Source organism: Hyphomicrobium sp. (assembly GCF_036833075.1).
Taxonomy (GTDB): domain Bacteria; phylum Pseudomonadota; class Alphaproteobacteria; order Rhizobiales; family Hyphomicrobiaceae; genus Hyphomicrobium_C.
The window spans coordinates 32,861-47,830 of sequence record NZ_DAITQL010000011.1; the positions used below are offsets into that span (position 1 = coordinate 32,861).

Below are 14,970 nucleotides of genomic sequence, written 5' to 3' on the forward strand. Positions count from 1 at the left end.
ACCCGCGAGGGGTGGCGGCGGGCATGGCGCGATCCGTTCGGTCGCAACCGGTCCGCCGATGCAAGGGAGACGCGCTAGGTCGCTGGAATCAAAGGAAGATGGGTCGGGTCCTTCAGTCCGAGGGCTTGGTCTCGGGATTGCGGACGACGAGGACATCGCACGGCAGGGTCTCGACGAGACTTTGGGCGACGCTGCCGATCAGGATGTGGAACATGGCGCTGCGGCCGTGGGTGCCGAGCGCCACGAGGTCGATCCCCTTCGTGTCCACATACTCGGTGAGAAGCCGGTCCGGATCGCCGTATTCCAACACCAGCTCCGGCCTGGCGCCGGGCTGGCCCGCGAGGCCGGATGCTTCGAGGAACGCCTCCGCGTCGCGGTGCGCGGCTTCGTGGAATTGCGCGCGGTGGGACGCCGCGTCGGAGGCCATCAGCGCCAGCGGCGCGTCGTAGGCATGGAACAGCGTGAGCCCCTGGCGCGGGAAGAAGCACCGGGTGGCCTCGAGTGCATGGCGCGAGGACTCAGAGAAATCCGTCGCCACGACGATACGGGCGTAGGGACGGCGGGCGCGCTTGCGGACGACGAGCACGGGGCGCTCGGAGCGTCTCGCGAGGCGCGCGGTCGTGCCGCCGAGCACGAGGCGGCCCAGAAGCTCGTTGCGCGCCACGCCGGTCACGATGAGGCCGCAGTCGTGCGTGCGCGCGGTCCTGAGGATGGCCTCGGCCGGGTCTCCGCTTTCGATGACGACCGTCGCATCCCCCGCGATGTCGCTCATATCGGCGCGGGCCCGCATCTCGGCCAGGCTCCGCGCGTTCGGGGGGCGGCGCCAGGACGGTTGTGCGTCACTTTCGTCGGCGACGGGGCTCGCGTCCTCCAGGACGTGGACCACGACGAGCCCGGCCTCCCATTCGCCGGCGAGCGCAAGGGCGCGGTCGAGGGCGCGGTCGCAGCGGGCGCTGAGATCGGTGGCGAGCAGGATCTTCTTCGGCGGGCCTTGCATCCAGCGTCCGGCAACCATGGTCACCCTCCTTTCATGCATAGACTTTCAGTACGCCCAGCCGGCGCATGACATGCTTCTCGACTTCGAGGATCACCATGGCGAGCGCGCCGACGGCGATGATCAGAAGTCCATCCGTGAGGCCGATGGGGCGGGTCGCGAACAGCCTGTGCATGAGCGGCAGATAGGTGAAGGCGAGTTGGGCCGCGATGACGACGGCAATGGCGATCAGGACCGGCGGCGTTCCAAGCGCGCCGCGCCAGGTGAACGATGTCATGTGCAGGTAGCGCACGTTGAAGAGGTAGAAGATCTCGAGCACGACGATGGTGTTGACGACCATGGTGCGCGCGGTCTCGACGTCGTAGCCGCGGCCGAGCGCGTAGAAGAAGATAGTGAGCGCGCCGGCGAGGAAGATCAGCGACACGAACACGATGCGCCAGACGAGGAACGGCGAGAGAAGCCCGGCGCCGGCCGGCCGCGGCGGGCGGCGCATCACGTTCGGCTCGGGCGGCTCGAAGGCCAGCACGAGGCCGAGCGTGACGGTGAGGATCATGTTGATCCAGAGGATCTGCACGGGCGTCATCGGCATGGTGAAGCCGACCAGGATCGCCGCGATGACCGTCAACGCCTCGCCGCCGTTGGTGGGGATGGTCCAGGCCGTGACCTTCTGGATGTTGTCGTAGACGGTGCGCCCCTCGTGCACGGCGGAAACGATCGAGGCGAAGTTGTCGTCGAGCAGCACCATCTGCGAGGCATCCTTTGCGGCCTCGGTGCCTTTGTGCCCCATGGCGATGCCGACGTCGGCCTGCTTGAGGGACGGCGCATCGTTGACGCCGTCGCCCGTCATGGCCACCACGGCGCCGTCGGCCTGGAGCGCGCGCACGATGCGTAGCTTGTGCTCGGGGCTGGTGCGCGCAAAGACGGCCGTTTCTCCGACCGTCTCGCGCAGTGCCTCGTCAGGGATCCGGTCGAGGTCGTGGCCCGTCAGCACGCGAGGGTGCTCTCCGAGGCCGAGCTCATGGGCGATGGCGGCGGCGGTCGCGGCGTGGTCGCCGGTGATCATCTTCACGGCGATGCCGGCGGAGCGGCATTCGGCGATGGCGGCCACCGCCTCCTCGCGCGGCGGATCGATGAAGCCGACGATGCCGAGGAAGACCAGGCCGTGCTCGACGTCGGAAAAGGCGAGGCGCGCGGCCGTCTCGGGCGCGGCCTTCCTGGCGAAGCCGAGGACGCGCTCTCCCTCGGAGGCGGCGGCCGCGATGCGCTCCGTCCAGTAGGCGTGGTCGAGCGGGGCTTCGGCGGAGCCGTCGGCCTCTACGGCGCACATCTCGAGCACGCGCTCGGGCGCGCCCTTCACGAGGATGACCTTCGCGCCTGAAGGGTCGTCGCACAGCGTCGCCATGAAACGGTGCTGAGAATCGAAGGGAATCTCGTCCGCCCGCACCCATTCGGCGCGGACGGTCTCGGCGTCGAACCCCGCCTTGACGGCGAGGGCGACGAGGGCGCCCTCCATCGGGTCGCCGTTCACCGCCCATCCCTTGGCGCCGTGGTGCAGGTGCGCGTCGTTGCAGAGGAGGCCTGCGCGGATGAGGGCGCGGGCGGCCGCACGTCCGTCCTCCCTTTCTGCGCTGCCGGTGTAGGTCAGCGCACCTTCGGGGGCGTAGCCGGAGCCGGCGACCAGGACCTCGCCGCGGGCCACGACCACGCGGCGGGCCGTCATCTCGTTGCGCGTCAGCGTGCCGGTCTTGTCCGAGCAGATGACGGAGGTGGCTCCCAGCGTCTCGACGGCCGGCAGCTGGCGGATCACCGCATTGCGCGCCGCCATGCGCCGCACGCCGATGGCGAGCGTGATCGTGATCACGGCCGGGAGGCCTTCCGGCACCACGCCCACCGCGAGCGCGACGACGGCGATCAGGGCGTCGGGCCAGGTGAAGCCGCGGGCCAGCACGGCGAAGGCGAACAGCAGCCCGGCCGCGCCGATGGTCACCCACGTGAAGCGCCGCCCGAATCTGTTGATCTGCCGCAGCAGCGGCGTCGTGATCTGCTCGACGCCGCTCAACAGCGTGCTGATCCGGCCGATCTCGGTCTCAAGGCCGGTGGCCACCACGACGCCGGTGCCCTGGCCCGCCGCCACCATGGTTCCCGAATAGGCCATGCACCTGCGGTCTCCGAGGGCGGCGTTCTGCTCGACGGGCGCCTCGGTCTTGGAGGCCGCGACCGATTCGCCCGTGAGGGCTGCCTCGTCGATCAGGAGCGCGCGGGCCTTGAGCAGCCGGAGATCGGCGGGGACGCGGTCTCCGGCTTCGATGAGGACAATGTCGCCGGGCACGATCTCGCCGGCGGGGATGCTCGCGCGGCGCCCGTCGCGCAGCACGTTGGCGCGCGGCGAGATCATGCTGCGGATGGCGTTGAGCGCGTCCTCGGCCTTGCCCTCCTGGATGAAGCCGACAATGGCATTGACGAGGACCACGGCGACGATGACGGACGCATCGATGAAGTGTCCGAGGCTCCAGGCCGCCACCGCGCTCGCCAGGAGGAAGTAGATCAGCGCGTTGTTGAACTGGGCGAGGAAGCGGAGCAGCGGCCGGCGGGCGGCCGGGGGCGGAAGCTCGTTGCGGCCGTGGCGTGCAAGGCGCTCCGCCGCTTCGCCGGAGGCCAGTCCGGCCGCGGTGCCGGCGAGGCGGGCGAGAACTTCGGCCGTGTCGCTGGCGTGGTCGGGTGAGCGGGTCGGGGCCGGCGCGCTGGCTGGGTCGGCTCGATCATCCATCCGCCTGAAGCTCCTTTCGTTTCCGCACCATAACAGGTGCGTCCGCGAAAGCGGCCATTGAGCCGGATCAAATTTAGGCGGGCTCGATTTTCTTACCCCGCCTCCGTCAGGAGTGCGGAGGCCGTGCCAGCCCTGACGTCATTCTCCCTCGGTGCGTCTCTCGCGTTGCGTGCCTGCGGCGTGCGCCATAGCCCGGGTCGACCGAGCCGAGCGCGACCTGGGGCTCGTCGATGCCGTTCATGGTGCGGATGCAGACATCCTTCCATAGCGGCCGGGTCATGTGAACGGACGGCTCCCAGAGCGACATGCAATCGGCGAGTGTGGGGCCGCCGCCCACGGCGACCGCCACGCCGCTGGCGCCGCTGCTCTGCTCGAAATTCTGTTCCGCGGCGTCTTGCGGCTCGACGATAGGGTCGGTGGGCGGCGTCGGCGGCACAGCCGTCGGGACCGGCGCGCTCCAGATGGGGTCGAGGTCACCGTTCGAGACGGTGTTGCGCGAGCGGGCGGTGGCCTCGCAGTTGACGCTGACCTCTCCCTCGCATTGCGTGGCGACGCTGGGCGGCAGCGTGGAGATCGTCGGTCCCGTCGCCGGCAGCGTATCGCCGGCGCTGCCAGTGCCGGGCGTTGCGTTCGCTGCCATCCCGGCCGGGCGCCCCGGCGACGTTGCCGTGCCCGCCGTGTAGGCTGGTGAAGCCACCATGCCGGCTGAGTGGGCCGGCGACGTCGCCCTCGACGCTTGTGCCTGCAGTGACGCCGGAGCGGCCATGTGCGACAGGCCGCCGGCACCGTGTGCGGAGGCTGGTCCCGCCGCCGCCGCCAGGAGAACGCCCGCTGCAAGGCGGGCCACTATCACTGTCCGGTCGCGGGTGGCCATGGTGCACCCTCCTTATCGAGGCAGTTCATAAGAATGACATGAGGATGCGCCATGTCTGTTGCCCAGGGGGCGGGCTGCGGCATGTGGGGTCCGATCGCTTACAATTGCGTAAGGGGCGGCATGCCCAGCGGCGCAAGGCCGCTGTCGCCGCGTCCGGGCGGCGGCCGTGCGCACCTTGCGGTCGCCACGGGTCGCCTTTAGGGTACGGCCGACGCGAGGCTCAGGCGTAACGCCCAGAGGCCGGCCTTTCCGAGCCCGCATCATCTCCCGTCGCTCTCGGGCTTGCGCCCCCGCAGCCGAGCTTTCGCGGTTGGGGGACAGGTCTGCGGGCCCGGACGCCCGATATCAGCCATGGAGGATTTTCGTGCCCGCGAGCGCCAAGACCTGGATCGTCGAGACGGAGTGGCTTGCCGAGCATCTCGATGCGCCCGACCTCATCGTCTTCGACGGCTCGTGGCATCTGCCGAACTCGGGGCGGGACGCCAAGGCGGAGTATCTGGCGGAGCATATTCCCGGCGCGCTGTTCTTCGATATCGAAGATCTCGTCGACGAGACGTCGCCGCTGCCGCACATGCTGCCGCCGACTCCGAAGTTCGCCTCCCGCATGAAAAAGATCGGTGTCGGCGACGGCATGCGCATCGTCGTCTACGATACGTACGGCCTGTTCTCGGCGGCGCGCGTGTGGTGGACGTTCCGGGCCATGGGGCATCAGGACGTCGCGGTCTTGAACGGCGGCCTCAGGAAATGGAAGTCCGAGGGGCGGCCGCTCGAGGACATGCCGCCGGTGACGCGGACGGCGCGCCATTTCACGCCGCTGCTCAACAACTCGCTGGTGCGCGACATCGACGACGTGAAGGGCTATGTGGCGCGCGGCGACATGCAGATCGTCGATGCCCGGCCGAAAGTCCGCTTCGAAGGCACCGAGGCCGAGCCGCGTCCGGGCCTGCGCGCCGGGCATATCCCAGGCTCGAGGAGCGTGCCGTCGGCCACCATCGTCAACGCGGACGGGACGCTCAAGTCCAAGGACGAGCTCGAGCGGATCTTCCGCGAGGCCGGCATCGACCCGCAGAAGCCCGTCGTCACCACGTGCGGATCGGGCGTCACCGCCTCGATGCTGTCGCTCGCGCTCAGCGTGATCGGGCAGACCAACGCGGCCGTCTACGATGGGTCGTGGGCCGAGTGGGGGCAGGAGAGCCTCGATACGCCGGTCGAGACCGGACCCCCCAAGTAACGGGCCGCTCGAAGGTCCGGGTCAGGTTTCCGGGAAATACTGGAAGACCCAGGTCTCGGTGAGCGCGCGGTCGCCCTTGCGCAGGTACATGCGGATGTCGACGGGCTCGGGGCCCGTGGCCTCGAGGTCGAAGAGCGCGCGCCAGCGGCCGCGCTGATCGACGACGGGGTGGCAATAGTCGTTGCTCAGGATGCCGCGGGACGGCGTGACCATGATCTCGACGCCGTCGTCGCGCCCGAGGTCGGCCAGCACCTTGCCCTGGAAGTCGACCACGAACTTGCGAACGCCTTCGGGCCGCTTGTGGCCGGGCCGTCCGCCGACGCCAGTCCACGTGCCGATGGTTCTTGCGAGCGAGCTCGGGAACGGGATGTCGTCGAGCCAGCGCAGCCGGTACCGGTAGGTCCGGGTGGCGCCGGCCTTGAACGGCTCCTTGGGCCACCAGTAGGCGGCGACGTTGTCGTGGATCTCGTCGTCCGTCGGGATCTCGAGCAGATGCACCTCGCCCTCGCCGAAGGGGTCGAGGGGCTCGACCCACACCGATGCGCGGCGCTCGTAGAAGACGCTGTCGTCCAGGTAGTGGACGAAGTCGCGGTCGCGCTGGAGCAGGCCGAAGCCGCGGATGTCGTTATCCACGAAGGCGTTGCTCATGACGCGGGGCGGGTTGTTGAGCGGGCGCCAGATGCGCTCGCCGGAGCCCGTCCACATGGCGAGGCCGTCGGAGTCGTGGATCTCGGGGCGCCAGTCGACGATCTGGCGGCGGCTCGTCTCGCCATACCAATACATGCTCGAGAACGGCGCGATGCCGAGACGGGCGATGTCGCGGCGCGCGAACAGGCGGGCCTCGATCTCCATGTCGATGCGCGCCACGTTGCGGGCATCCACCACGCGCCGGGCCGTCATGCGGTAGGCGCCGGTTGCGCTCTGGCTGTCGAGGAGGGCGTAGATGACGACGGTGTCGCCCTTCGTCCGGTCGCTGTCGAGCCAGAACTCCGTGAAGCGCGGAAACTCCTCCGGGGTCGGCGCACCGGTGTCGATGGCGAGCCCCCGCGCCGACAATCCATACTGATTGTAGGGGCCGGAGGTGCGGAAGTAGGAGGCGCCGAGAAAGGCCAGCCAGTCGGTCTTGAGGTCCGGCGCCATGACGCGGAAGCCGGCGAAGCCCACGCCTTGCGGCAATTCGCGGGCCGGGTGGTCGTCCGGGATCTCGAACAGGCCGGTGTCGTAAAGCACCTCGTGGGCCACGTCCGCCTTCACGAGATGGATCTTGATGGGCTCGCGGGAGAATTTCCCGAGGTGGAAGAGCTGGACCGGGAGCTGGCGGCGCGAGTCCAGCATCAGGCTCATCTCGGGGCGGTAGCGGATCTTCTGGTAGGCATCGTAATCGATGCGGTCGAGAACGTCGGGAGCGACCGGGGGGGCGGGCTCCCAGGGGTGCCCGGCGGCCGTGGCGGCGCGCTCGGCCAGGAGGTCGAACGTGAACGGCTCGGCCGGGCCCAACGCGGCGCCGGGCGGAGCGAAGGTGTGGCCGTCGGATGTGCCGGCGGTCACGGAGCCGATGCCGTTCCATGTTGCCGCCAGCCCGGCGGCCGCTCCGGTCAGGATCTGCCGGCGGTCGAGATGAGAGCCCGTCACAATCGTTCTTTCTTCTGTCGTTGTGGCGTGTTTTCGCCCTGTCCCCTAGCGCAGATCATCGGGTCTGGCCAGCCGCCCGCCGTGACGGGCGGGTCCGCCGGATCGGAAAAAGAGGCATGGGAGAAGGGCATGAGGAGGGCTACGGTCCAGGCGCCGGGTGCCTGGGTACGCTTGGCGCACGCCGGCGGCATGCCTCATGTGTGCCGTACCGCGCATAGTGCAAGGGCCTCCCGCGCCGGCCGCCGGCCGGGACCGTGCCGGCTCCGTCGCCGGTCCCCGGCACCTCGGGCGAATACTCGGGCCGGCGGGGAGCGAGAGGCGCCATGGCGCGTTAGTGAAGCGCACATCTTCGATTGATCTTCGGGGGCAGGCGCTAGTATATGTGCCCGTCCTGGCGCGGCCTTCCGGCTCCGAGTGGGCCGGCTTCCCTGATTCTGCTGGTCCAACGGGGCTGGGACGCAAGGTTCCCGGCGCACGGCCGATGTGCCCAGGCCCTGATCGCGGGCGTGGCGGAATTGGTAGACGCGCTGGATTTAGGTTCCAGTGGCGAAAGTCGTGGGGGTTCGAGTCCCTCCGCCCGCACCAGGGCCTACCTGAGGGATCGGATAAGGTTTTCTTGCCCCTGGCGGGGCGATGAGCATTCAGAGCGAAGCGAAGGCAGCACGTCATGCAGGTTACGGAAACGAGTTCGGAAGGCTTGAAGCGCAAGCTCAAAGTCGTGGTCGGAGCGGACGAGCTCAGCGAACGCTTCTCGCAGCACCTCGACCGCATCAAGGATCAGGTGCAACTCAAGGGCTTCCGCAAGGGCAAGGTGCCGGTCGCGCACATCAAGAAGGTGTTCGGCCGCTCGGTCATGACCGACGTGCTCCAGGAGACGATCCGCGAGACGTCGAGCAAGGCCATCTCCGATCGCAAGGAGCGCCCGGCGATGATGCCGGACATCGCGCTCACCGAGAACGCGGCCGAGATCGAGAACGTGGTCGCCGGCAAGGCCGACCTCGCCTACGAGATGAGCTTCGAGGTGCTGCCCGAGGTGACGCTCGCGGACTTCGCGTCGCTCAAGCTCGAGAAACTTATCGCCGACGTGGACGACGAGCAGCTCGACAAGGCGCTGGCCGAGCTCGCCGAGCGCAATCAGGTGTTCACCGCCGAGGACGGCCGTGCGGCGGAGGAGGGCGACCGCGTTACGATCGACTTCAAGGGGACCATCGACGGCGTGGCGTTCGAGCGCGGCTCGGGCGAGAATCTGCAGCTCGTGATCGGCAACGCCGGTTTCATTCCCGGCTTCGAGGAGGGGATCAAGGGCGCGAAGAAAGGCGAGAGCCGCGACGTCAAGGCGACGTTCCCGGCCGAGTACCCGGTTGCGGACCTCGCGGGCAAGGACGCCGTGTTCGCGATCACCGTCAAGGAGGTCGAGAAGCCGGTCAAGGCCGAGATCAACGACGAGTTCGCCAAGTCGCTCGGCACGGAAGGGCTCGACAGCCTGAAGGGCCTCATCTCGGCGCAGATCAAGCAGGAGCTCGATCAGGCGTCGCGCATGAAGCTCAAGCGCGAGCTTCTCGACGTGCTCGAGCAGACGCATTCCTTCGAGCTGCCGCCGACGCTGGTCGAGCGCGAGTTCGATGCCATCTGGCGGCAGGTGACGGAGGGCCTCACGCGCGAGGGCAAGTCGTTCGCGGACGAGGGCAAGACCGAGGACGAGGCCAAGGCCGAGTATCGCGCCATCGCCGAGCGGCGCGTGCGGCTCGGGCTCGTGGTCGGCGAGATCGGCGATAAGAACAAGATCGAGGTCACGCAGGACGAGATGCGCCGCGCGCTCATGGAGCACGCCCGTCGCTTCCCCGGCCAGGAGAAGAATGTCTACGAGTACTTCGAAAAGACACCGGGCGCGCTGCAGGAGCTGAGGGCGCCGATCTTCGAGGACAAGGTGATCGATTTCGTGCTCGAGGTGGCGAAGCCCGCGGAGAAGAAGGTCTCGCGGCAGGAGCTGATCGACAGCCTGGAGAAGGTCACGGACGCGTAGGACAGCCGCGCGGGGTATGGGAGGCGGCGTTTTTCCGGCGCCACGACAGGCCTCCCCATGCCGGGGGACTTGAAGTCACGCGCTGCTATGCTGATCTGATGTCTCTGCTGCCCAATCCGATTCGGCGGTTCGAGGTCCCGGCTCATGCCGGAGCGGGACCGATTGATTGATTGATCGTGCTTCTTCGTCGGATGACCACTTCGCCTGCACTGGGAATGGCCTTCTGGAAGCACACTGAGGAGCAAAGACCCCATGCGCGATCCCGTCGCCACTCTCACCGGTTCCTTCTGGCCCATGGTCGTCGAGCAGACGGCGCGCGGCGAGCGGGGGTACGATCTGCCGTCGCGGCTTCTGAAGGAGCGCATCATCTTCGTGACCGGCCCGGTCGAGGACCACATGGCCGCGTCGATCTGCATGCAGCTTCTCTTCCTCGAGGCGGAAAACCCGAAGAAAGAGATCTCCATGTACATCAACTCGCCCGGCGGCGTAGTGACGGCCGGCATGGCGATCTACGACACCATGCAATTCGTGAGGCCGCCGATCGCGACGCTGTGCATCGGGCAAGCGGCCTCCATGGGCTCGCTCCTGCTGTGCGCCGGGCACAAGGACATGCGCTACGCGCTGCCGAACGCCCGCATCATGGTTCACCAGCCCTCGGGCGGGTTCTCGGGGCAGGCGTCCGACATCGAGCGGCATGCCGAAGACATCATTAAGATGAAGCGCCGCCTGAACGAGGTCTATGTCAAGCATACCGGGCAGTCGTACGAGATGATCGAGAAGACGCTCGACCGCGATTATTTCATGACGGCGGACCAGGCGAAGGATTTCGGCATCATCGACCGGGTGCTCAACAAGCGCGATGACGTCGATCCGGGGACCGGAGAGGCTAAGACCTCGTAATTCCGGCTTTTTCAGGCGGCGGTGTGCCCCACCGTCGCACCTCGGCGTCAATCCCGGCCATTTCCGCCCGGGGCTTGTATGCTGCCCGCGCGGCCGGTTTACCGTCAAAGGCGTGCGGCACTGCACAAGAAGCGCTGCACAACGGCGCGCCTAAGTACTTAACCGCATACCGGCAGGCGCCCTGGGCTGGCAACACTGTGGTAATCAGGTTCAAGGGTTCTGCTGGCACGGGAGAAGCTTTAATCGAATCTTGATCTCGGAGACCCTAGCGTGTTGAGATCAAATACGACGGTTTCGTACCTCGCGGCGGGCTTGGCCGTAGATGCTCCCAAAGGCCCGGTCGGGCCGTTCGTTCCGGATCTGCCGGGCGCATTTTCCGACTGCGGGTGAGAGAACAGAATGGCTCAGGAAAAGAACACTCTTTACTGCTCTTTCTGCGGAAAAAGCCAGCACGAGGTCAGGAAGCTGATCGCCGGGCCGACGGTGTTCATCTGCGATGAATGCGTCGAGCTGTGCATGGACATCATCCGCGAGGAGAACAAGAACACGCTCGTCAAGTCGCGGGACGGTGTGCCGACCCCGCAGGAGATCTGCACCGTTCTCGATTCCTACGTGATCGGTCAGTTCCATGCGAAGCGCGTGCTCTCGGTCGCGGTCCACAATCACTACAAGCGGCTCAACCACGCGGCGAAGAACAACGACGTCGAGCTCGCCAAGTCGAACATCCTGCTGGTTGGCCCCACGGGCTGCGGCAAGACGCTGCTCGCGCAGACGCTGGCGCGCATCCTCGACGTGCCCTTCACGATGGCGGATGCGACGACGCTCACGGAAGCCGGCTACGTCGGCGAGGACGTCGAGAACATCATTCTCAAGCTCCTCCAGAACGCCGACTACAACGTCGAGCGGGCGCAGCGCGGCATCGTCTACATCGACGAGATCGACAAGATTAGCCGCAAGTCCGACAATCCGTCGATCACGCGCGACGTGTCGGGCGAGGGCGTTCAGCAGGCGCTGCTCAAGATCATGGAAGGCACGGTCGCTTCCGTTCCGCCGCAGGGCGGACGCAAGCATCCGCAGCAGGAGTTCCTGCAGGTCGACACGTCGAACATCCTGTTCATCTGCGGCGGCGCGTTCGCCGGTCTCGAGAAGATCATCGCGCGGCGCGGCAAGGGCACGTCGATCGGCTTCGGCGCCCGTGTCATGGGCCCCGACGAGCGGCGCACGGGCGAGGTGCTGCGCGAGGTCGAGCCCGAGGATCTCCTGAAGTTCGGCCTGATCCCCGAGTTCATCGGCCGTCTGCCGGTGATCGCGACGCTCGAGGACCTCGACGAGGCGGCACTGGTGCAGATCCTCTCCGAGCCCAAGAACGCGCTCATCAAGCAGTACCAGCGGCTGTTCGAGATGGAGGACGTGAAGCTCACGCTGACACAGGACGCGTTGCGCGCCATCGCCCGCAAGGCGATCGAGCGCAAGACAGGCGCACGCGGTCTGCGCTCCATCATGGAAGGCATCCTGCTCGACACCATGTTCGATCTGCCGGCGCTCAAGGGCGTCGAGGAGGTCGTGATCGGACCGGAGGTCGTGGAGGGCGGTGCGCGGCCGCTCAGGATCTACACCGAGCGCGCCGAGGAGAAGGGCTCGACCGCCTCCTAGGCGCGGCCGCTTCCGCGTAGCGGACCGCGGGGCTCCCTGCGGCACCGTGCGGTGGCGGGGCACGTTATTGATAAGATCCGGGGCCATCCCCATCTTTTGCCAATGACGTGCCCTTCGAGATTGCGGCCCTCGGGTTTCCCAATGAAAGTTGCGACGTGCTTTTCCCGGATTCGGCCATAATGAAGCGGCTTCCGGGGCCTAAAGTAGCCTTTGCATGCGCCGGGGCCGGCAGGCGTCCGGACGGCCTTTCCCGAAGCGCGGCATCCAGTTGATCAAGGTGACGGCGATGAGCGAAGAGAAGCAGACGAAAGACAAGACGGCCGGCAAGGACCATTATCCGGTTCTCCCGCTGCGCGATATCGTCGTGTTCCCGTACATGATCGTGCCGCTGTTCGTCGGCCGGGAAAAGTCGATCAACGCGCTCGAAGAGGTGATGCGCGCCGACAAGCACATCCTGCTCGCGGCGCAGAAGAACGCGGGCGATGACGACCCGGCGACGGATGCCATCTATCAGGTTGGCACGCTCGCTTCCGTGCTGCAGCTCCTCAAGCTGCCGGACGGCACCGTCAAGGTGCTCGTCGAGGGCACCGCGCGTGCGCGCGTGCTGCGCTACACCGACAACGCCAACTATTTCGAGGCCGAGGTCGAGCGGATCCCGGAGACGATCGGCACCAAGACCGAGATCGAGGCGCTGGCGCGTTCGGCCGTCTCCCAGTTCGAGAACTACGTCAAGCTCAACAAGAAGATCTCGCCCGAGGTCCTGGGCACTGTGGCGCAGATCGAGGACTACTCGAAGCTCGCCGACACCATCGCCTCGCACCTCGCGGTCAAGATCGCCGACAAGCAGGACGTGCTCGAGACGACGGTCGTCTCGGACCGGCTCGAGAAGGTCTACACGCTCATGGAGAGCGAGATCTCCGTGCTGCAGGTGGAGCGCAAGATCCGCTCGCGCGTGAAGCGCCAGATGGAGAAGACGCAGCGCGAGTACTATCTGAATGAGCAGATGAAGGCCATTCAGAAGGAGCTCGGCGACACCGAAGAGCGCGACGACATCGCGGAGTTCGAGGAGAAGATCGACAACACCAAGCTGTCGAAGGAGGCCAAGGACAAGGCGACCGCGGAGCTCAAGAAGCTCAAGCAGATGAGCCCGATGTCGGCCGAGGCGACGGTGGTGCGCAACTACCTCGACTGGCTGCTCTCGATCCCGTGGGGCATCAAGGGCAAGGTCAAGAAGGACCTCGAAGAGGCTCAGCAGGTGCTCGACGCCGAGCACTACGGGCTGGAGAAGGTCAAGGAGCGCATCCTCGAGTATCTCGCGGTGCAGGCGCGCACCAACAAGCTCAAGGGGCCGATCCTGTGCCTCGTCGGACCGCCCGGCGTGGGCAAGACCTCGCTCGGCAAGTCGATCGCCAACGCCACGGGCCGCGAGTTCGTGCGCATGAGCCTCGGCGGCGTGCGTGACGAGGCGGAGATCCGCGGGCATCGCCGCACCTACATCGGCTCCATGCCGGGCAAGGTGATCCAGTCGATGAAGAAGGCCAAGCGGACCAATCCGCTGTTCCTGCTCGACGAGATCGACAAGATGGGTCAGGACTTCCGCGGCGATCCCGCGGCGGCCCTGCTCGAGGTTCTCGATCCGGAGCAGAACGCCACCTTCAACGACCACTATCTCGAGGTCGATTACGATCTCTCGAACGTGATGTTCGTCACCACGGCGAACACGCTCAACATTCCTCCCGCCCTCATGGACCGCATGGAGATCATCCGGCTCGCGGGGTACACGGAGGACGAGAAGGTCGAGATCGCCAAGCGCCATCTGCTCACCGAGCAGCGCCAGGCACACGGTCTGGAAGAGGGCGAGTGGGTGGTCGAGGACGGCGCCCTTATGGAGCTGATCCGCCGCTATACGCGGGAAGCCGGCGTGCGCTCGCTCGAGCGCGAAGTCGCCAAGCTCGCGCGCAAGGCGGTGAAGGAGATCCTGACGTCGCCCGAGAAGAAGACGGTGACGGTGACGGCTGCGAATGTGCACGAGTATCTCGGCGTGCCGAAGTATCGCTACGGCGAGGCGGAGCTCGAGGATCAGGTCGGCATCGTCACGGGCTTGGCCTGGACGGAGGTCGGCGGCGAGCTGCTCACCATCGAAGGCGTCATGATGCCGGGCCGAGGCAAGATGACGGTCACCGGCAACCTGCGCGACGTGATGAAGGAGAGCATCCAGGCCGCGAATGCGTACGTCAGGTCGCGCTCGGTCGAGTTCGGCATTCCCCCGAGCCTGTTCGAGAAGCGGGACATCCACGTGCACGTGCCGGAAGGCGCGACGCCGAAGGACGGCCCGTCGGCAGGCGTGGCGATGGCGACGGCGATCATCTCGGTGCTCACCGGAATCCCGGTCCGCAAGGATGTGGCGATGACGGGTGAGATCACGCTGCGCGGCCGCGTGCTGCCGATCGGCGGCTTGAAGGAGAAGCTGCTCGCGGCGCTGCGCGGCGGCATCAAGACCGTTCTGATCCCCGAGGACAACGTCAAGGATCTCGCCGAGATCCCCGAGGAGGTGAAGAAGAAGCTCGAGCTCGTGCCCGTGGCGCGTATGGAGGATGTCGTCAAGACGGCCCTCGTGCGTGTTCCGGAGGCGATCCAGTGGGAGGAGCCAAGGGATGCCGCGGCGGTGCCGGCCGACGGCAAGGAACCCGACTCGCGGGTGACGGCGCACTAGGCCGTCGCTCGACGCAGCGTGATCCTTCGTGAGGTCGTGATTGCGCTTGCCCGATCATAAAAGATCATCCTTGGGCGGGCCTTCGGTTGATGTCCGAAGGCCCGCTTTTCGTTGGTTAATCCCATGTCCCTGAAGCGAACGCCCGGAGGCGCGGAAAGCCCGTTTTTTAAGGCTTGTGGGGAC

General features: G+C 66.9%; 9 protein-coding genes and 1 tRNA gene. 6 read left to right on the forward strand and 4 right to left on the reverse strand.

Annotated features, from left to right (window positions below):
- Nucleotides 1–112 precede the first annotated feature (112 nt).
- From V7082_RS05380 to V7082_RS05390, 3 genes are all read right to left on the reverse strand, one after another.
- Nucleotides 113–1,015, reverse strand: a complete 903-nt coding sequence (locus tag V7082_RS05380) for a universal stress protein (protein WP_334146594.1) — start codon at nt 1,013–1,015, stop codon at nt 113–115.
- A 13-nt stretch (nt 1,016–1,028) separates the two neighbouring features.
- The gene (locus tag V7082_RS05385; RefSeq protein ID WP_334146595.1) at nt 1,029–3,761 is read right to left on the reverse strand and encodes a cation-transporting P-type ATPase; all 2,733 of its coding nucleotides are present in this window, start codon (nt 3,759–3,761) and stop codon (nt 1,029–1,031) included.
- 106 nt (nt 3,762–3,867) lie between these two features.
- The gene (locus tag V7082_RS05390) at nt 3,868–4,635 is read right to left on the reverse strand and encodes a hypothetical protein (protein WP_334146596.1); all 768 of its coding nucleotides are present in this window, start codon (nt 4,633–4,635) and stop codon (nt 3,868–3,870) included.
- A gap of 364 nt (nt 4,636–4,999) precedes the next feature.
- Between V7082_RS05390 and sseA the strand changes: the two genes are divergently transcribed.
- Nucleotides 5,000–5,866: a 3-mercaptopyruvate sulfurtransferase gene (gene sseA / locus V7082_RS05395; RefSeq protein ID WP_334146597.1), complete on the forward strand. Its 867-nt coding sequence runs from the start codon at nt 5,000–5,002 to the stop codon at nt 5,864–5,866.
- A 21-nt stretch (nt 5,867–5,887) separates the two neighbouring features.
- On the opposite strand, the gene V7082_RS05400 is transcribed toward sseA, so the two are convergent.
- Complete coding sequence (locus tag V7082_RS05400) at nt 5,888–7,498, reverse strand: glucan biosynthesis protein (protein ID WP_334146598.1); 1,611 nt, start codon at nt 7,496–7,498, stop codon at nt 5,888–5,890.
- A 500-nt stretch (nt 7,499–7,998) separates the two neighbouring features.
- On the opposite strand from V7082_RS05400, the gene V7082_RS05405 reads away from it, so the two are divergent.
- The 5 genes from V7082_RS05405 to lon all read left to right on the forward strand — a co-directional run bounded on the left by V7082_RS05405 (nt 7,999) and on the right by lon (nt 14,787).
- Nucleotides 7,999–8,083: transfer RNA gene (locus V7082_RS05405), tRNA-Leu, on the forward strand.
- An 82-nt stretch (nt 8,084–8,165) separates the two neighbouring features.
- Entirely contained in the window at nt 8,166–9,521 is a 1,356-nt protein-coding gene (gene tig, locus V7082_RS05410) for a trigger factor (RefSeq protein ID WP_334146599.1), read from the forward strand.
- A 252-nt stretch (nt 9,522–9,773) separates the two neighbouring features.
- Complete coding sequence (locus tag V7082_RS05415; protein WP_334146600.1) at nt 9,774–10,421, forward strand: ATP-dependent Clp protease proteolytic subunit; 648 nt, start codon at nt 9,774–9,776, stop codon at nt 10,419–10,421.
- A gap of 399 nt (nt 10,422–10,820) precedes the next feature.
- Nucleotides 10,821–12,074 (forward strand): ATP-dependent Clp protease ATP-binding subunit ClpX, encoded by a 1,254-nt coding sequence (gene clpX, locus V7082_RS05420; RefSeq protein WP_334146601.1) that lies wholly within the window; start codon nt 10,821–10,823, stop codon nt 12,072–12,074.
- A 286-nt stretch (nt 12,075–12,360) separates the two neighbouring features.
- The gene (lon, locus tag V7082_RS05425) at nt 12,361–14,787 is read left to right on the forward strand and encodes an endopeptidase La (RefSeq protein WP_334146602.1); all 2,427 of its coding nucleotides are present in this window, start codon (nt 12,361–12,363) and stop codon (nt 14,785–14,787) included.
- Nucleotides 14,788–14,970 lie beyond the last annotated feature (183 nt).